This window comes from Rhizobium sp. BR 315, assembly GCF_050577975.1.
Classification (GTDB): domain Bacteria; phylum Pseudomonadota; class Alphaproteobacteria; order Rhizobiales; family Rhizobiaceae; genus Rhizobium; species Rhizobium miluonense.
Genome location: NZ_JARWKZ010000018.1, coordinates 26994 through 45794 on the forward strand (window position 1 = coordinate 26994; position 18801 = coordinate 45794).

Genomic DNA, 18801 nt, shown 5'->3' on the forward strand with positions numbered 1-18801 from the left:
GCTCAATCCATTTTCAGGATGATCTTGCCGAAGATCTGACGCGATTCCATCCGCTCCAGTGCCCGGTCGATATCGCCGAAGCTCACTTCGGTATCGATCACCGGATGGACCAGCCCGCGCGCCATCTTCTGCATGGCGTTGGCCATGTTCTCCATGCGGCAGCCGAAGGAGCCGAGCAGCTTCAACTGCTGCTGGAACAGCATCATCAGGTTCATTTCGGTGGAAACGCCCGAGGTCGAGCCGCAGGTGACGAGGCGGCCACCGCGCTTCATGCAGAGCATCGAACCCGCCCAGGTATCCTTGCCGACATGCTCGAACACAACGTCGACGCCCTTCTTCTTCGTCAGCTTGCGCACGACGCCCTCGAAACGGTCGGTGCGATAGTTGATGACGTGATCGGCGCCCAGCGCCTTTGCCTTCTCGATCTTGTCGTCGGAGCCTACCGTCGTGATGACGGTGCAGCCGATCTTCTTGGCAAGCTGAATGGCCGCCGTGCCGATGCCCGAGCCGCCGGCATGAACGAGGATGGTTTCACCCGGTTCCAGCTTGGCATTGTCGAATAGCATGTGCTCGACGGTGCCAAAGGTGACGGGCGCAAGTGCCGCGCCGACCGCATCGACGCCGGGAGGAGCCGGAACGAGCAGGCGAGCAGGCAGATTGACCTTCTCCTGCGCGAAACCGTCGAGATGGAAGCCATGCACGCCGCCGACATGTTCGCAGAGATTGTCGCGGCCTTCGCGGCAATGGCGGCAAAGGCCGCAGGTGCGCGCGCCGTAGATCGACACGAGCTGGCCCGGCAGCACGTTGGCAACGCCCGGTCCGATCGCTTCGACCACGCCGGCAGCCTCCGCACCGATGACGAGCGGCATCTTTCGCTTGGCAAAGGCCATGCCGCGCCAGCCCCAGACATCGATATGGTTGAGGGCGACGGCTTTGACACGCAGGGTCACTTCACCTGCGCCCGGCGCCTCTGGCTCCGGCAGATCGGTGATCTCAAGTTTGCGGTCGTCGATCAGTTGCAAAGCACGCATGGCAAAGTCCTTCGCCCCTCGGGCGCAGTTATCATTTATTATTCAAAGGTCCGATTAAGCCGGTTCAAGCGCCATGACAAGGCTGGCGTTCTGACCGCCGAACCCGAAAGAGTTCGAAAGAACGGCATTCACCTGCTTTTCACGCTTCTTGTTCGGCACCACATCGAGGACGATCGACGGATCCGGGTTGTTGTAGTTGATGGTCGGCGGCAGCGTACCCGTCAGCATGGTCTGCAGCGAGAACACCGCCTCGACGGCACCTGCCGCAGTCAGCGTATGGCCGATCATCGACTTGTTCGATGACACCGGAATGGCCGGAAGCCGCTCGCCGAAGACGGCGGACATCGCGCCATATTCCATCTTGTCATTCTCCGGCGTCGAGGTGCCGTGAGCGTTGATGTAGCCGATATCGGCCTCTGCCATGCCGGCATCTGCCAGTGCGGCGCGGATCGTCGCGATCGCCGGACCGCCGTCAGGCGAGGACCGCGTGCGATGGAAGGAGTCGGCCTTGTCGCCTGCGCCCTTCATGATGCCGAGGATCTTGGCGCCGCGGGCAACCGCTGCCTCTAGCGATTCCAGCACCAGCGTCGCCGCCCCTTCCGCGATGACGAAGCCGTCGCGGTCCTTGCTGAACGGCTTGGAAGCCTTGGTCGGCGGGTCGTTCTGGGTCGAGAGAGCCGACAGCAGCGAGAAACGAATGAGCGCTTCGGCGCTGAGCGAACCATCGGTCGCTACGGTCAGCGCGCGCGTCGTGCGGCCCTGACGAATAGCCTCTATGCCGAGCTGGATCGCCGTCACGCCCGATGCACAGGCCGTCGACAGCGTCACCGGAAGGCCGCGCGTGCCGAAGCGGTCGGCAAGACGCTCAGAAATGGCGCCGAAGAGCGCCGCCTCATGGAAAGCCGGATCCGGGCGCTCACGCATGGCAGCCAGGAAACGCTCGTAGGCGTCGCCCTGATGAGCCGCCGGCGGCGAGCGATCGGCCAGTTCGAAGCGAGCATTCCACTCCGGCTCGATCGGAGGCGCAGCCAGAAACAGCGGCGCGTCGAAATCGCCGGAGAAGCCGGCCTGAGCCAAAGCCTCAATCGTCGTTTCGCGCGCAAAAGCATAGGAACGCTCGACGGCATTCGGCACCGGGATATCGATGAAATCCACCGTGCCGGCGATACGCGTCGAAAGACCGTCGGTCGGAAAGCGCGTGATGTTGTGAATGCCCGAAACGCCCGAGGAAAGCGCGTTCCAATTGTCCTCAAGACCCTGGCCGAGCGAGGTGATGATACCCATGCCAGTGACGGCGACGATCGGGCGTCCGAGATGGTCCTTATAGGCGGATGCGGTCATGATGCTGGTCCTCACGCTTCAGCTGATAGTACGGCGATGCCTTCGCCGCGTACATGGCCAACAGTCGTTACAACAGCATTACGTGTACCGGCCGCCATCGGTTTTTCGTGCGCCGCATCGAATGGCGGCACCTTGGCCTGATTGGCCACGGCAAGCGCGGCGAAAGCGATCCCGAGCGTAAACTGGCTCTCGAGCCCATGGCCGGAAATGCCGGAATAGGCGCGAATGGCAGAGCCCGGAAGCTGCGCCTCCAGCACGGCCTTTTCGCGCTGGGCAAGATCATGAATCGCCGTCGTGCCGGAAAAAACGATGCTCACCTCGCCCGCCGCTTGCTTGGCAGACGCAAGCATGTGTTCGAGCCGTGCCTCGAACTTGCCTTCATCGCGCCGGCCACGATCGCCTTCGACCGAATCGATGGTTGCGTAGATGCGGGCGCCTCGGCCCTCGGCATGGGCACGCGATTCGAGCACCAGGAAGGCGCTCATGGAACCCATGATCATGCCGCCGCCGTCTTCCGGCTTGCGCGACCAGAGGGGATGCCAATCACCGATCGCATGTGCGTTGATCGACTCGATCAGCAGGATCATGTCCAACCGTTCTGCCGAGAACGCGGCACCTACCAGCGCATGGCTCGATTCGCCCGACTTGATGCGGTGAAAAGCAGTCTCGACGGCCGAAACGCCGGAGGCTTCTTCCCCCATGAAAGTCCGCGAGGAACCTGTAACCTTGTGGACGATCGAGATATTGCCGGCGAGCAGGTTCGAAAGCTGCGCCAGGAAGAGGGTCGGCCGCAGCTCGGTCGTCAGCTTCTCGTTCAGCAGGAGTTCGCGGTCGTTGCGCTTCAGACCCTCGTTGACGATCAGCGTATCGACGTTGGTATCACGTTCGCCACCGCCAGCCGCGACGATCATATCCATGGTGCCGCAGGCTTCCAGATCATCCTTGAAACCGGCATCGTCGAGCGCCAGACCGGCGGTGAAGACGCCGATGCGCTGCCAGTTTTCCATCTGGCGCTGATCGCCGCGCTTCGGGATCTGCTGCGACCAGTCGATCTCAGGCAGCGGATGTACCGGGTAGGGCTTGAATTTTTCGGTTTCGACGACGGTCGGCGGCGCCTTGTCTGCGGTCAGCAGTGCGACATGCGCATCCTTGCCGACACCCTGACAGGTGACGATGCCGATACCCGTGATCACCACATCATTCTGAGCCTTGCTCATTCATCAATCCTCTTCGAATGCGGCACCCGCAAAGCCGGCAGCGTCAACCGTTGGCGGCGATGGCGTCGAGAAGCCCGACCTCGCCTGCCCGCTTACGCACGATATCGGCGAGCGGCACCTCATTAAACGGCATGGTGCGCAGCTTCAACTGCGCATCGCAGATCTTCTTTCCGGCAATGGTGATCCGCGCCTTGGTCACCGCAAAACCAGACCCATCGTGCTCCAGCTCGGCTTCGATATCCAGCTCCGCTTCCGGCTCGACGAAGGTGCGCATCTTGGCGCCATCGACCGACATCAGGAACGGCATATAGGCAAATTTCGTCGCGGCAAGCACCAGCATGCCCGAAGCCTGCGCCATCGTCTCGATCAGGAGGACGCCGGGAACGAGCGGCATGCCGGGGAAATGGCCTTCGAAAACCGGGCTCTTCGCCGGAACGACGGAATGCGCCTTCAACAGGCCCTTGGACAGATCGACGGACTCGACCTTGTCGATCATCTGGAAATATTCCAGCAGCATCAATGCCTCCGCTCCGACCCGGCAAGGCACCATGCGCCAGGCGGGATACGCTATTTAAGAATGAAACCGCCCGGCCGCCAGATTCAAGGGCGGCTGGGCGTCAAAAAAGTGCAAGGATGTCGCTCAGCCCTTGGCGGCGCGCAACTCGTCGATCTTGGCACAGAGGTTCTTCAGCACGAAGTACTCTTCGGTCGAAACCTTGCCTTCGTTGACTTCCTGCGTCCACTTTTCCAGCGGGATCTTGATCCCGAATTCCTTGTCGATAGCGAAGACGATATCCAGGAAGTCGAGGCTGTCGATGCCAAGGTCGTCGATCGTGTGGCTATCCGGAGTGATCGTCTCGCGGTCGATTTCGCTGGTTTCAGCGATGATGTCGGCAACTTTGTCAAATGTAGCAGTCACTGCCCATACCTCTTGAAATAATAATTCAATCCCCCTCATAGGGAAATCCATTCCAAAAGCCAATGGCTTCCACCAGAAACCCCGGCAATTTGGCGAAACACTGTTGCGCAAACAGCAAAGCGACGCTTGCACTGCAACTACAGGGATCGGGGCCGACATGCGTGCAAGATGCGGCAGCATTACGGCCGATTGCATCTGCAAAGACGCTTGCACAACTATGATCGATCAGTCGCTGATGACGATCCGGGTATTGTGAAGCCCGACATCCGACGCCAACGAGAAGAAGGTTGCAGCATTTCGGGTCTCCAACCGCACGCAACCGTGCGACGCCGGCCTGCCGAGTTGCCTCACCTCGTAAGTACCGTGAACGGCATAACCGCCGTTGAAAAACACGGCATAGGGCATTGGCGCATCATCATATTTCTTCGAACGATGATCTTTGGAAAGCCATTTGGCGGTATAAGAACCGATTGGCGTGACGTAGCCCCTGCGAGCCGTCGACACTTTCCAGCGATATTTGAAAACACCATCCTCGGAAACGGTCATTGTCTGCGAGCGAAGGTCGACGGTTGCAAGCACAGTCCCTGCATTCGCCGAGCCTACGTGAAGTTGCGTACAGATGCATGCGGCAACCGTCGCCATTACATACTTCATCTTATCCCCTCCGACTGTTTGCTTCTTCGTGAAGCAATTCAGACGATGGGAAAGCTTAACAGCAGGCCAATTATACCAAATTAATACGTATAGTGAGCAATATATTAATGGAGATGGCCGCTCACAATAAGATCAGGAACCCCAAAAGGGCGAGAAGCGTCAGCATCGAACATGCCGAGTAGAAGATCGTGATACCTGCTTCGATATCGCTGACGGTCGCCGTATCGCGGCCGGCGCCGTTGATCATCGGTTCGCGCACCAGCTCGCCGCCATAGATGCGCGGTCCTGCGAGCTGTATGTCGAGAGCGCCGGCCATCGCCGCTTCCGGCCTCCCGGAATTCGGCGACCGGTGCAGGCCGCCATCCCTCACCGCGACGCGAATGGTATTTCCGAGCGCCGAAATCCCGCGCTTGGCGAGCGCGCCGACAGCGATCAGCAGAACCGACAGCCGTGCGGCCGGCCAGTTTGCGATATCGTCCAATCGGGCGGCTGCCCGACCGAAATCGATATAGGTCTCCGATTTATGGCCGATCATCGAATCAGCCGTGTTGAGCATCTTGTAGAAGAACAGGCCCGGCAGGCCGAAAATGCCGTACCAGAGCGCCGGCGCCACCACGCCATCCGAGAAGTTTTCGGCAAGGCTCTCGATCGCCGCCCGGCAGACGCCAGGCTCATCCAAGGTCTCCGGATCACGGCCGACGATGCGCGAAACGGCTAAGCGGCCACCCTCTACCCCGTCACTCCGCAACGCCCGCGATACCTCGCCGACATGATCGGCTAGGCTCTTCTGCGCCAGGAATACGGCCACAAGCGCCGCTTCCACCAATATGCCGAGCCAGCCGAAGAAAGCGAGCAGCCCATGAACAGCCCAGCCGACGATGGCCGCTCCCATGAGCAAGGCAATGATCGACATGACGCCGTTGCGGCGGCGAAGCACGCCGGAGAGGTGTTTTCCGTTGAAGCGGCGATCGAAGAACGAAATCGCCTTGCCGAACACGACGACAGGATGTGGCAGGCGCTGCCACAGCCAATCGGGATCCCCGACGATACGATCCAGCAGCAATGCAAGGACGAGAATGAGCAGATGTTCGTCGGCGGTCATGTCGAATAGCCCTCTAGAGCATGATGCCGAAAAAGTGTGAGCGGTCTTCGGACGACATCATGCTCTATTTATTTGTTTCTGGAGCAGATTCAGATTTTAGGTCGAACAGACCTAAAATCATCCGACTCCAGTGCCCCGGCGAGTTTTCGGTCCGCTTCTTCATCTGGAGCAAGGCCGAAGCGCAGCCAATTGCGCGCATAATCGAACTTGCGGACCAGAATATGGTGGCGGCAGAGATGCGTATATATGCCTTCCGTGCGCTCGTCGGCAACCAGCGCGAACAATGCCGTGCCCCCTGCGACGTGCAGACCCGAGTGACGGAGAATCCTCTCCAGCGCAAGGCGTCGTTGAAGAATGCGGTCGCGAATGGCGCTCGTGTCGCTCTCCATCAGAGACGTCGCGATCGAAAGCGCCGGACCGGACACCGCCCAGGGGCCGAGCCAATCCTCGAAGCGAGCCATGATCGAAGCCTCGGCAATCACGAAACCGAGCCGCAAGCCGGCCATGCCGAAGAACTTGCCGAATGACCGGAAAATGATGAGGCCCGGCATGGAGGCGGCATATGGCGCAACGCTCGCTTCCGGCTCGACATCGCCGAATGCCTCGTCGACCAGAAGAATGCCGCCCAATTGACGTTGCCTGTCGTGCAAATCGTGCAAGCGGTCGACCGGCAGCATCCGCCCGTCCGGATTATTGGGGTTGACGACGACGACGAGCCTGTCGTCTGAAGTCAGATCGGCAATCGTCGAGACTTGACGGACCTTCAGGCCTGCAAGCGTGAAAGCGCGAGCATATTCGCCATAGGTCGGCGACAGGATGGCAACGCTTCCACCGATCACGAGCCTGGGAAGCAGCTGGATGACCGATTGCGTACCCGGTACGGGCAAGGGCAGGATATCACCGCTGCGATAATATCCCCTCGCCGCCTCGCGTGCCCGCTCCTGCAAATGCTGGTCCGGCAGCCGATGCCAGGCCGAAACGGGCACCTCCGGTAGGGCGACGGGGTTGGGGTTGATGCCGGTCGACAGATCCAGCCAGTCTTCCGGCCGCCCGCCATACTGACGAGCTGCCTCTGTGATGCCGCCGCCATGCACGATCTTGTCCGTCATGCCGTATCACCGGCAATGTCGATCAGGTGCATATAGGAGCCCGCGACATTGGCGCGCTGCAGGCCGGCCGCACCCAGATCGGTGCCGAGCGCATCCTTGACGGCAAACAGCCGATCCGCCTCGCCTTCCGAAACGATAGTCGAATAGTGAAACTCATGCGCCGACATCGGCTTTTCGAAGAAAGAACCGCCAAGCGGCGTCACGCGCCGATAGCCCAGATGGCGCTGGCGATTCTCATAGCTGGTCACGACCGGCAAAAGACCGAGCATGCCGTGACGCATCCCCGCAGCATCCACCAGCCCATCGCCAAGAACCATATAGCCGCCGCATTCGCCGTAAATTCGCACCCTGCGCGCCGCTGCCTCCCTCATGGCCGACTGAAACTGATGGGCCTCCGCAAGCTTTCCCGCATGCAGTTCGGGATAGCCGCCAGGCAGATAGATTGCATCCGCATCGGCCGCCGGCCCCTCGTCCGCCAAGGGGGAAAAGAAGGAGATTTCGGCACCGCGCCGCCGCCAGCCGAGCAGCATGTGCTCATAGCAGAAGGCGAAGGCTATATCGCGCGCCACCGCGATGCGCTGGCCAAACGGCATGAGACGCGCGATGTTGGCAGCCGATGGATGCACGACATTCTGTTGTGCGGCCCTGAGCAGCATCTCGAAATTGCAGGCCTTGGATACGATGCCGGCCGCAGATTCGATGAAATGCTCCAGCGCGGCATGCTCTCCGGCCTGAACAAGCCCGAGGTGCCTTTCCGGCAGCGCCAGGCTCTTGTCGTTGCCGATGGTAGCGAGAATAGGCATCCGCACCGCGTCCAGCGCCCGGCGCAGCATTCCCTCGTGTCTCTCGCTGGCGACACGATTGAGCACGACGCCTGCAATACGGATATCAGCGCGGAAATTGGCGAAACCGCTGACGACGGCCGCAACCGAATGCGACATGCGCGAAACATCGACAACGAGGACGACGGGCAGATTGAGCAGGGCTGCAAGATCAGCGGGCGTGCCGGAGCCGTCGGCGGCCCCATCGAACAGGCCCATCATCGCTTCGATGACGAGCATCCGGCCACCGGCGCGATGAAGCGCCGAGTTGGCGGATATGAGCTCCGCGCGCATGGCCCAGGGATCGAAATTGAGGCAGGGCGAACCTGCAGCCGCCGCATGAAAGGCAGGATCGATATAATCGGGACCGGCCTTGCCCGATGCGACGGCGACGCCCCTTTGCCGCAGCGCTCTCAGCAGGCCGAGCGTGAATGTGGTTTTGCCGGAACCCGATGCCGGTGCGGCAATCAGCAAGCCGCTCATGCCGACACCTTATGCCCGCTTCCCGTCCGCCCCTCCGTCACCGGCAGCAGCTTGCGGCCGGAAAGAGCACCGAGCCAATCGAGGGAGGGCCGCAGTTTCACGACGTTACCGACGACGACGATGGCGGGAGGTTGGAGGCCAGAGGCCTCGATGTCGGCCGGCGCGCATCCGAGCGTCGTTTCCAGCACTCGTTGAGAAGGAGTTGCGGCATCGCAGACGAAGGCCACCGGCTCATCCGGCGAACGGCCTGCTGCAATGAGATTGGCACTGATCTGGGCGATATGTTTCATCGCCATATACATCACGATAACGGGCGATCCCTTGCCGATCGCATCCCAGTTGATCGCGTCGGGCACGAGGCCAGACGAATCATGGCCGGTCAGGAAGGTAACGGCATGATTGACGTCACGATGGGTAACCGGGATGCCGGCATAGGCAAGACCGCCGATGCCCGCAGTAATCCCCGGAACAATCCGGAAGGGAATACCATGTTCGACCAGGGTCAGCGCTTCCTCGCCGCCACGCCCAAAGACAAATGGATCGCCGCCCTTAAGGCGCAGAACGCGTTTGCCCGCGCGCGCAAGCTCCACGAGGCGCAGGGAAATATCCCGCTGCTTGGCCGAAGGCTTGCCGCCACGCTTGCCGGCATACTCGAACACGGCACCCGGCCGGGCGAGCTTCAGGCAATCTTCATTCACCAGCGCGTCATGCACGACGATATCCGCCTCGGCCAACCCCTTGGCGGCCAGGAGGGTCAGCAGTCCTGCGTCCCCCGGCCCGGCGCCCACAAGCCAAACGGTGCCCGGTTCTAACGCTGGCAGATTGGAAAATACGGTATCGCTCATCCACCTGTCCTATGCCCGGATGGTCGAAATTGCAATGTTGAGAACGGGATAAGGCAGTGGCGAGAGGCCGAATGACGTGTCGCCAAACCGCGCTGCTTTCCGGCCCTGTCATATCCGGAAACGCAAGCAACGATATGGCAAGCTCGAATAATGACGGCTCCCCAGAGGGGGAGAGTGCGAAGAGGACCCAAGCGCCCTCTTCGCCTCAGACTCAGTGCTTGACCTTGCCCAAAATCACGTCGCGGATCAGATCGAGAACCTGCTGAGAGCGAATGCCCGTGCAGGCGATCTGGCTCGGCAGATTATCCCAATCGCCCGGCGGAAAGCGACGACCGTCCTGCTTGATGATCGTCTGACCATCGGCAATGCCGCCGCAGACGACGCGAATCGATCCCTCGATCGTGTCGAACAGCTCTGGCGCCACGACATAGACGCAGGCGCAGCTGTCATGAACCATCATGCCGTCATCGACGGCGTGCTCGTAGAAATCGATATAGGATTGCGACAGGTCGGCGAGCAGCTGAACTGACGGGCCGCCAGCCTTTGCCATGTCGGCCAGATAGCTGCGGCTCATGGTCGTCACCGACGTCACATCGAGACCAACCACGACAACCTTCCAGGCGCCCGTCATGACGAAATCGGCAGCTTCCGGATCGCCATGAATATTGGCCTCGGCGACCGGGGACACGTTGCCCGGCACATAGAAATTTCCGCCCATGATGACGACGCCCTTCACGAGCGAAGCGATCTCGGGATCATGCTTCAACGCCAGCGCCAGATTGGTCATGCGACCGACGGCGACCAGGGTCACCTCGCCCGGATTGGCGCGAACGGTGTCGATGATGAACTGATAGGCTGGCCGCGGATCGGTCGGCAGATCGATCGCTTCAGGCACGTCGATATCGCCAAGGCCGTTATGGCCATGAACCATCGTCGGCCAAGGGCGTTCATGCCGCGAAGGATCGAAAGTGACGCTGGCGCCGCGTGCCACCGGGCACGGAATATTCCATTCGCGCTTAAGGAACAGCGCGTTGCGTGTCGTCGTATCGACGGAGGCGTTGCCGAAAACCGTCGTCACGCCCAAAAGGTCGATATTCGGGTGACGATGCAGGAAGAGAAGCGCCATGGCGTCATCGACGCCCGGATCCGTATCATAAATGACCTTATGCATGATTTTTCCTTACCAACATACTGAATAAGCTTGATCTTCCGGAAAATTCCTCCCGTCGCGGATCATGCTTGAACTACTGGAATACACGAGTTCCTCCGGCGGCGAAATGCCGCCGCGAAGCCACACGGATCATTTGCGGGAATTGCGACGCGATTTTGGTGTTCAGTCAATCCTGGCGATCGCAGCCGTGGCAAAACCGGACTTTATCTTGGGAAGCACGAGTTCCGCATCCGGACCAGCAGCCGCCAACGCAGCCGCCTCGGCAACGCCGTGACAACCGACACGGGCGAAGACGAGCTCAGAGGGGTTCTTCAGGCGAGGCGTCTCCCGCTCGAGCTCCGCGGCTTCGAAGAAGCGCAGGGGCAGACGAAAATGAGCGGCAACCTCGATTATGGCCGGCTCCTCCATGCGCGTATCGATGGAAACTACTGCCAGAACCTGCTCGCTTCCAATTCCAACCTCATGGAAGGCTCGCTCCGCTAGCGCGCGCACTTCGTTCCAGTCCGCACCGCGCTCACAGCCCAGACCGAAAATGTAGCGTCGAGTCGAATTGGCATAGGTCGTCATAGTCACTCCCCGGCGGCGAAGGCAGGCATCAAAGCTCTAACGCATGTCGCGCAAAAGTGTGCAGCGGTTTTGCGGCAACGACATGCGCAAAATCAAGGGCCTAAAGCGCAGGAAGCGAATCTGAAAGATCGCGATGCGCTTTAGCCATCCATCCCCGCCTCGTCAATTTTGGCAGCTGTGTCCCGCAGGCAATTGCCTTGACGTTGCCGGAGTGCAAGAAGGCGTTTCATTTCACGCCTCAGAGTTCCTGCCTTGCACGACGTTACCCTTCAGATCCTGCTTCTGCTCTTTGCCGCCGCTTTCTTTGCCGGCTTCGTCGATTCCATCGCAGGCGGCGGCGGCCTGGTGACCGTGCCCGCCATGCTGCTCGCGGGCATACCGCCGCTGCAGACCCTTGGCACCAATAAAGTGCAATCGATCTTCGGCTCGGCCTCAGCAACCATCGCCTATGCGCGGCAGGGGCATGTACAGCTTCGCGAACAGCTGCCAATGGCGCTGATGGCCGTTATCGGCGGCATGTTCGGCGCAATGCTGGCGACGGTGATGCCGAGCGAGGTGCTGCGCATCATCCTGCCTTTCCTGCTGATCGCCATCGCACTCTATTTTGCCGTGAAGCCCAATTTGGGCGACGTCGAGAAACACCGGCGCATGACCGCCGGGCTCTTCGGCGTGACGTTCGTGCCCCTGATCGGCTTCTACGATGGGGCATTCGGGCCTGGTACGGGCTCGTTCCTGATGCTGGCTTTCGTGACGCTCGCCGGCTTCGGCCTTTTGAAGGCGACGGCGCATACGAAACTGCTCAACTTCGGTTCGAACCTCGGCAGCTTGATCGTGTTCATCTTCTCCGGCGCCATTCTCTGGAAAGTCGGGCTGATCATGGGCGTCGGTCAATTTCTCGGTGCCCAGGTCGGCTCGCGGCTCGCCATGCGCATCGGTGCGAAACTGATCAAGCCGCTGCTGGTGGTCGTCTGCATCGCCTTTGCAGTCAAGCTCTTGTCGGACCCCGCCCATCCCGTCCGCATCTGGCTCGGGCTCTAACAAACGGGCCTTTGATTACCTCTGACGTAATTGATACTGCTTCGGTACGCGCCGATGATCGCCCTGCCTGAACGGTTCAGGCGATCCAAAGGAGTTGACCGATGACTGATGCGAACATCATTGCAGAACGCTATATCGCCATCTGGAACGAGGCCGATGCCGAACGCCGGCGGGCGCTCATTGCCGAGGCTTGGACGGAAGCCTGCAGCTACATTGACCCGATGATGCGTGCTGACAATCAGGAGCAGATCCACGCGCTGGTCACGGCCGCGCACGACCGCTTCCCCGGCTTCCGCTTCACCCTGATCACCGACGGCGACCGCCATGGCGACAACCTCCGCTTCTCCTGGGGCTTCGGTCCGACCGGTGCCGAGCCGCTGATCAAGGGCACGGATTTCGCCATACTGGAAGGCGAGCGGCTGAAGTCCGTTCACGGCTTCATCGATCAGCTGCCGGCTGCCGCATGATGAACCCGGCCCGCTCTTTCGGCGATCATCTGCGCGAATGGCGGCAGCGACGCCGCCTGAGCCAGCTCGAATTCGCCCTTGAAGCCGATATATCGCAACGACATCTGAGCTTCATCGAGAGCGGGCGCGCGCTTCCAAGCCGCGAGATGCTGATGCATCTCGCCGAACGGCTCGGCGTGCCGTTGCGCGAGCGCAACCCGATGCTTCTGGCGGCGGGATTTGCCCCGGTCTTTCCCGAACGCAAGCTGGATGATCCGGCGCTTGCGCCGGCACGACGAGCAATCGACATGCTCCTGAAGGGGCACGAACCCTTCCCGGCCCTGGCAGTCGACCGGCACTGGACGCTGGTCGCCGCCAATGCCGCCGTCACGCCGCTTCTCGCCGGTGTCGTCGATACCTCGCTGACCGAGGGGCCGATCAACGTCCTGCGGCTCAGTCTGCATCCACATGGCCTGGCGCCTCGGATCGCCAATCTGGCCGAATGGCGCGCGCATCTGCTGGAGCGCCTGCGCCAGCAGATCACCGCCACCGGCGATCCTGTCCTGTCGAAACTGTTGGACGAATTGTCGGTCTATCCTGCACCGGCAATACAGAAATCACCTGCCCCGGAGCGAGATTTCGCCGGAATTGCGGTGCCGCTTGAGCTCATCAGCGAGGCGGGATACCTTTCCTTCCTCTCGACAACGACCGTCTTCGGAACACCTGTCGATATCACGCTATCGGAACTCGCGATCGAATCCTTCTTCCCCGCAAACCAGCAGACTGCGGAAACGCTGAGGACGATGCTACCGGGCTCTTGAAAGCCCGGCCAGCGATCAGAACTCGACGCCTGGCTGCCCCTTGATGCCCGAGCGGAAGGGATGCTTGACCAATTCCATCTCTGTGACGAGATCGGCAATCTCGATCAGCTCTTCCTTGGCGTTACGGCCCGTCAAGACGACATGGGTCATGTAGGGCTTCTCGGTCTTCAGGAATTCGAGCACTTCGTTGATGTCGAGATAGTCGTAGCGCAGCGCGATATTGATTTCATCAAGCAGTACCATCGAGTTCCGCTCGTCTCGGATCAGCTCCTTGGCTTTTTCCCAGGCTGCCGAGGCGGCCGCCACGTCGCGGGCGCGATCCTGCGTCTCCCAGGTAAAGCCCTCGCCCATCGTGTGGAACTGGCAGATATCGGAGAAATGCTTCTCGATCAGGTCGCGCTCGCCGGTCCACATGGCGCCCTTGATGAACTGCACCACGGCGCTGGGCTTCCCATGGGCGATATGGCGGAAGATCATGCCGAAAGCGGAGGAGGATTTTCCCTTGCCCTTGCCGGTATGGACGATGATCAGGCCCTTCTCATCGGTCTTGGTCGCCATGATCTTATCGCGCGCGGCCTTCTTCTTGGCCATCTTGTCGGCGTGACGAGCATAGTCGCTCTTCGGTGCGTCCGCGCCGGTTTCGGCCAGTTCATCGCTCATTGCATGCTCCCTGATATGATCGATTTTTGTGCCAGCGGCCCGCCACGCCAGAGATAGAGCGCGACGAGCGGCTCATCTTCCGTGCGCATGGCATGGCGGATGTTCGAGGGGTGATGGATGATCTCGCCCGACCAACGCGGCAGGAACGGCTGGCCATCCTTGCTCCACAGCGAGCCGTCGGTCAGAGGGATATAGATTTCCTCGGCCGTATGGTGATGGTCCGGATAATGCACCCCGGGGCCAAGCAACAAAAAGCCGCCGGCCATCTCCTCGCTTGCGAAATGTCCTCGCGTGCCGAAAAGCTCGACCCAGCCATATCGCTGCAGAAAATCTCCGCCGAAATCGGTGATGCTGTAGGTCTGGGCCCAATGCAGCGTATCCGCTGCATTCGCGAGCCGGTCGAACAGGGCTCCTTCCGCCCCATTGCCCGGTCGCTCGAGGTCGCGAAGATAGGCGACGACAGGCAGGTCGCGCGGCGCGAGCGACCGCTCCGTCATTGACCAGTCAAAGCCCTCAATGAAATGGTGCAACACCGGATCGCTGCGCGACACGAGATAGTCCCGAAAGGCCGCGAAAAGCTCGTCGACCGCGCTCATGCCATCACCTCTTTGCCGTCTTTCAGGCTTTCCAGATCGAATCTCGCCGAATTGCTTCTCGGCGTCCAGAGCTTCCGATCGATTGCCTCCAGCAAACGCTCCCGCATGTCCCTCAGCGCGGCCGGGTTCTTCTCCGCCATGAAGTCGCGCACGCGCTGATCGACGACGAAAGCCTGATAGACGGCTTCGAAATGATGATTGCGCACCGCGCCGGTCGTCGCGGCAAAGGCGAAGAGATAGTCTACCGTTGCGGCGATCTCGAACGCACCCTTGTAGCCATGGCGCATGATGCCCTCGATCCACTTGGGATTGACGACGCGCCCGCGCACGACCCGGCCGATCTCCTCTTCGAGGGAGCGGATCACAGGCTTTTCCGGCCTTGAATGGTCGTTGTGATAGATCGAGGGACGCGCACCACCAAGCTGCTCGGCCGCCGCCGCCATGCCGCCCTCGAACTGATAATAGTCGTCGCTATCAAGCAGATCGTGCTCGCGATTGTCCTGGTTCTGCACGACCGCCTGGATAGAGCGCAATCTTTCCTCGAAGACGCCACGCTCGGCCCTTCCCTCCTCGCCGGCGCCATAGGCATAGCTGCCCCAGACGAGATAAGCCTCGGCCAGATCCGCACGCCGCTCCCAGCCCTTCTCATCGATGAGCGCCTGCAGACCGGCGCCGTAAGCCCCGGGCTTGGAGCCGAAGATACGATAACCGGCCCTGCGGCTGGCAGAGACTTTGTCGAGACCGGCTGCTTCAAGCCGCGCGATCTCGCCGCGCATGCGCGCCGCAATTGGATTGTCAGCCGCATCCTCATCAAGCGCGCCAACGGCCCGGATCGCCTTGTCGAACAAGGCGATCTGCTCGGGAAAGGCGTCACGGAAAAAGCCGGAGATACGCAGCGTGACGTCAACACGCGGCCGCCGCAGCATGGCGGGCGGAATGATCTCATAGCCGGTAACGCGGCGCGAGGTCATGTCCCAGACCGGCTTAACGCCGATCAGCGCCAGAGCCTGTGCGACATCGTCGCCGCCCGTGCGCATGTTCGATGTGCCCCAGGCCGTCAGGCCGAAGGAAACCGGCCATTCGCCATGGTCCTGAACGTAGCGGCGGATCAGCAGTTCGGCTGATTTCTTGCCAAGCTCGTAAGCGGCCGGCGTCGGCACGGCACGGCTGTCGACCGAATAGAAGTTCCGCCCTGTCGGCAGAACATCCGGCCGACCCCGCGTCGGCGCGCCGGAGGGGCCGGGCGGGACAAAACGGCCGTCGAGGCCTTTGAGCAGAGCTGCGATCTCTGCGTCGCCGCAAGCGAGGATAGAAGGCTGGAGCTGCGAAGTGATCTCGCCGAGGACCGTGTGGGTGTTTGGCCAGCTGTCGGGGCAGGCCGTTTCGCCCGAGACGAGTTGTGCGGCCAGGAGTTCGATGCGTTCGACGGTATCGCCTTGCGTGCGCCAGGGGGTATCCGAGACATCTTGGAGAATTGAGGGGCGTGGGCCGCTCCATTCGGCGGCCATATCACAGTCTAACGGGTCGAACGGTTTGCTCCGATAAATACCCCCCTCTGTCAGCTTCGCTGACATCTCCCCCACAAGGGGGGAGATTGGGGGGAGTATGCCGCTCTGCTTTCCTGCCCATTCACCAACAGTGTCAGCCGATGCGATCTCAGTTTGATGGTAGGAAGCGCCACGAGCAACCAATCTCCCCCCTTGTGGGGGAGATGTCGCGAAAGCGACAGAGGGGGGTATAGCACCCTCCAAGCTCTCAAACGCATCCCGCGCAATCGCCCGTTGCAAGCTCTGATCGCCACCCTCTCCCAGCCCGCGCGGAACCCGCGCCAGCGCCACCGTCAGGTCCGTCAGCAGTCGTCCGGAAGGCGAAACGCCGAAGATGTGCAGGCCGTCACGGATCTGCATTTCCTTGAGGTCGCAGAGATACGCGTCGAGCTTGCGCAATACCTCGTCTTCGCCCTCGCCCTTGGCGATGCCGGCATCCTGATCGAGACCGATATCGGCGACGAGATCGAGGATTTGCTTGCGCAGGAGACGGATGCGGCGTGGATCGCCACCCGACGCCTCGTAATATTCATCGACTAATGCCTCCAGATCCTTCAGAGGGCCGTAGCTTTCGGCGCGCGTCAGTGGCGGCGTCAGATGATCAATGATGACGGCGCTCGTCCGGCGCTTGGCCTGCGTGCCTTCGCCGGGATCGTTGACGATGAAGGGATAGAGGTTCGGCAGCGGCCCGAGGATCGCTTCCGGATAGCAGTTTTCCGACAGGGCCAGCGCCTTGCCCGGCAACCATTCGAGATTGCCATGCTTGCCCATGTGGATGACCGCATGCGCATCGAAGGAGCGGCGCAGGAACGCATAGAAGGCGAGATAGCCGTGCGGCGGCACGAGATCAGGAGAGTGGTAGCTCTCCTTCGGATCGATGTTGTAACCCCGCGCCGGCTGGATGCCGACAAGCACATCGCCGAAGCGGGCGAACGGCAGGGCAAAGCCGCCATTCAGCGCGTAAGGATCCGCCTCCGGATTGCCCCAACGGCCGGTAATCTCATCTTGAATCTGTTTTGGAAGAGACCAGAAGAAATCCTTGTAGTCGCTGAAGGAAAGCGTCTCGCGAACCAAGCGGCCGTCATGACCCGAATTTGTGGGACCTTCCGCCAGATGCCGCATCAGCGCATCGCCATCGGCGGGCAGATCGGCAACGCCATAGCCTGCCGCCCGCATCGCCTTCAGCACCTCGATCGTGCCGGCAGGCGTGTCGAGCCCGACACCATTGCCCAGACGCCCATCCCGGTTGGGATAGTTCGCCATGACAAGCGCGACGCGGCGGCCACCGGGCAGCATATTGCGCAGCCGCGCCCAATTGGCTGCGAGCCTCGCCGTATAGCGCATGCGATCCTCAAGCGGTTCGCTGGCAACGATATTGGCCTCGACCCGTTCGTCGTAACGAGCGGCAGCCTTGAAGGACACGGCACGCGCGAGAACGCGCCCGTCGACTTCAGGCAGCGCCACATTCATGCCGAGATCGCGCGCCGAAAGCCCCTGCGAGGATGCCTCCCAAGCCTCTTTGGACGAAGCAGAAAAGATTGCCTGAAGAACGATGGCTTCACCCGTCTCCAGGACCGTCGGCTGACGATCCGCACCCGGTGCCGAAACGGCAAAACCCGTGGAATTGATGACCACACCGGGCTTCAATTCGGTAAAGACGCTTTCAAGGATGCCGACGGAGACCGGATCCTTGAGACTATAGGCAAAGACCGGAAGAGGCCGCATGCCTTCGACGATAAGCGCCTGCATCATGGCTTCGACAGGCTTCGTCTCGCCGCTTTGAACCAGCGCGCGATAGAAGGAAATCGCGATCGTCGGGGGGGCAAATCCCTCCACCGCTGCCACATCGGCTTTGGAAACTCGCTTCCACTCGTCGACGCCGATCACGCCCCGCCCCGGCCACCAGATGCCGGCCTTCATCAGAGGCACGGCGGGCATGGGCTTCTCGGCGCCTGATAGTATCGCCTCTGCATAAGCGAGAAATGCTCTGGAATTCGTCTCGCCGCCCTCGATCAGATAGGACCAGAGCGCATTGAGATCATCGAGAGCCACATTAGAGAATGGCGTCAGTCCGGGATCGGGCTTCGAATCCCCCGGCAACACTGCAATCAAGGCACCCTGGCGCGCCGCACAGGCATGCAGCGCCTCCAGTGCATAATGGAAGTAGCTCGCGCCTCCTAACGCCCGGACGATGATGAGCTTCGCATGCCGCGCGGTCCGGTCGATATAGGTATCGACGGACATCGGATGTTTGAGGCTCATCAGGCTTGCAAGCCGAAGGGAACGGCCGCCCTCACCGTGGGCTGCGGCAATCGCCGCAAGCTCGGTGTCGGCTGCCGACAGAAAGAGGATATCAGCAGGCGATTGGCCAAGATCGATCGCCTCTTCGCCGTCGCTGATGGTTCCCTTCTGGGCTAGGAGAAGATGCATGGA

General features: G+C 61.1%; 18 protein-coding genes. 3 read left to right on the forward strand and 15 right to left on the reverse strand.

The genetic code is table 11. From position 1 onward, the window contains the following. Positions 1 to 2: 2 nt before the first annotated feature. The 12 genes from QD409_RS18360 to QD409_RS18415 all read right to left on the reverse strand — a co-directional run bounded on the left by QD409_RS18360 (position 3) and on the right by QD409_RS18415 (position 11260). Positions 3 to 1031, reverse strand: a complete 1029-nt coding sequence (locus QD409_RS18360; RefSeq protein ID WP_092855091.1) for a zinc-binding dehydrogenase — start codon at positions 1029 to 1031, stop codon at positions 3 to 5. Between the two features lie 54 nt (positions 1032 to 1085). Beyond that, positions 1086 to 2372: a beta-ketoacyl-ACP synthase gene (locus tag QD409_RS18365; protein WP_092855093.1), complete on the reverse strand. Its 1287-nt coding sequence runs from the start codon at positions 2370 to 2372 to the stop codon at positions 1086 to 1088. An 11-nt stretch (positions 2373 to 2383) separates the two neighbouring features. Beyond that, positions 2384 to 3589: a beta-ketoacyl-ACP synthase gene (locus QD409_RS18370; RefSeq protein ID WP_430763300.1), complete on the reverse strand. Its 1206-nt coding sequence runs from the start codon at positions 3587 to 3589 to the stop codon at positions 2384 to 2386. A gap of 43 nt (positions 3590 to 3632) precedes the next feature. Next, positions 3633 to 4106: a 3-hydroxyacyl-ACP dehydratase FabZ family protein gene (locus QD409_RS18375; RefSeq protein ID WP_092855097.1), complete on the reverse strand. Its 474-nt coding sequence runs from the start codon at positions 4104 to 4106 to the stop codon at positions 3633 to 3635. 123 nt (positions 4107 to 4229) lie between these two features. Then, positions 4230 to 4508: an acyl carrier protein gene (locus QD409_RS18380; protein ID WP_167668073.1), complete on the reverse strand. Its 279-nt coding sequence runs from the start codon at positions 4506 to 4508 to the stop codon at positions 4230 to 4232. 225 nt (positions 4509 to 4733) lie between these two features. Further along, a complete protein-coding gene (locus QD409_RS18385; protein WP_430763301.1) occupies positions 4734 to 5162 on the reverse strand; it encodes a L,D-transpeptidase in 429 nt (142 codons plus the stop codon). A gap of 121 nt (positions 5163 to 5283) precedes the next feature. After that, positions 5284 to 6264: an adenosylcobinamide-phosphate synthase CbiB gene (cbiB, locus tag QD409_RS18390; protein WP_092855103.1), complete on the reverse strand. Its 981-nt coding sequence runs from the start codon at positions 6262 to 6264 to the stop codon at positions 5284 to 5286. Between the two features lie 89 nt (positions 6265 to 6353). Next, positions 6354 to 7373, reverse strand: coding sequence for a threonine-phosphate decarboxylase CobD (gene cobD, locus QD409_RS18395; RefSeq protein WP_430763302.1), 1020 nt, complete (start codon positions 7371 to 7373; stop codon positions 6354 to 6356). Continuing rightward, a complete protein-coding gene (locus QD409_RS18400; RefSeq protein ID WP_092855107.1) occupies positions 7370 to 8677 on the reverse strand; it encodes a cobyrinate a,c-diamide synthase in 1308 nt (435 codons plus the stop codon). Before QD409_RS18400 ends, cobD begins: the two co-directional genes overlap by 4 nt. Continuing rightward, positions 8674 to 9522 carry a uroporphyrinogen-III C-methyltransferase gene (gene cobA / locus QD409_RS18405; RefSeq protein WP_092855109.1) on the reverse strand — a complete coding sequence of 283 codons (849 nt, stop codon included), beginning with the start codon at positions 9520 to 9522 and terminating at the stop codon, positions 8674 to 8676. Before cobA ends, QD409_RS18400 begins: the two co-directional genes overlap by 4 nt. Before the next feature lie 211 nt (positions 9523 to 9733). Further along, entirely contained in the window at positions 9734 to 10693 is a 960-nt protein-coding gene (locus QD409_RS18410; RefSeq protein ID WP_092855111.1) for a nucleoside hydrolase, read from the reverse strand. A gap of 162 nt (positions 10694 to 10855) precedes the next feature. After that, entirely contained in the window at positions 10856 to 11260 is a 405-nt protein-coding gene (locus QD409_RS18415) for a cobalamin biosynthesis protein (RefSeq protein ID WP_430763303.1), read from the reverse strand. 252 nt (positions 11261 to 11512) lie between these two features. Here QD409_RS18415 and QD409_RS18420 point away from each other — a divergent pair, with 252 nt between their 5' ends. The 3 genes from QD409_RS18420 to QD409_RS18430 all read left to right on the forward strand — a co-directional run bounded on the left by QD409_RS18420 (position 11513) and on the right by QD409_RS18430 (position 13565). After that, positions 11513 to 12298 carry a TSUP family transporter gene (locus QD409_RS18420; RefSeq protein ID WP_092855114.1) on the forward strand — a complete coding sequence of 262 codons (786 nt, stop codon included), beginning with the start codon at positions 11513 to 11515 and terminating at the stop codon, positions 12296 to 12298. A 101-nt stretch (positions 12299 to 12399) separates the two neighbouring features. Continuing rightward, on the forward strand, positions 12400 to 12765 hold the full coding sequence (locus QD409_RS18425; protein WP_092855116.1) for a nuclear transport factor 2 family protein: 366 nt from the start codon (positions 12400 to 12402) through the stop codon (positions 12763 to 12765). Then, a complete protein-coding gene (locus QD409_RS18430; RefSeq protein ID WP_430763304.1) occupies positions 12762 to 13565 on the forward strand; it encodes a helix-turn-helix domain-containing protein in 804 nt (267 codons plus the stop codon). Before QD409_RS18425 ends, QD409_RS18430 begins: the two co-directional genes overlap by 4 nt. A 15-nt stretch (positions 13566 to 13580) precedes the next feature. Here the strand turns inward: QD409_RS18430 and cobO are convergent, their stop codons facing one another. The 3 genes from cobO to cobN are packed head-to-tail and all read right to left on the reverse strand — an operon-like array spanning position 13581 to position 18798. Then, a complete protein-coding gene (cobO, locus tag QD409_RS18435) occupies positions 13581 to 14225 on the reverse strand; it encodes a cob(I)yrinic acid a,c-diamide adenosyltransferase (RefSeq protein WP_092855119.1) in 645 nt (214 codons plus the stop codon). Next, positions 14222 to 14821: a dimethylsulfonioproprionate lyase family protein gene (locus QD409_RS18440; RefSeq protein WP_092855121.1), complete on the reverse strand. Its 600-nt coding sequence runs from the start codon at positions 14819 to 14821 to the stop codon at positions 14222 to 14224. The genes cobO and QD409_RS18440 overlap by 4 nt, the downstream gene beginning before the upstream one ends. Next, positions 14818 to 18798: a cobaltochelatase subunit CobN gene (gene cobN / locus QD409_RS18445; RefSeq protein ID WP_092855123.1), complete on the reverse strand. Its 3981-nt coding sequence runs from the start codon at positions 18796 to 18798 to the stop codon at positions 14818 to 14820. Before cobN ends, QD409_RS18440 begins: the two co-directional genes overlap by 4 nt. Positions 18799 to 18801: the final 3 nt, after the last annotated feature.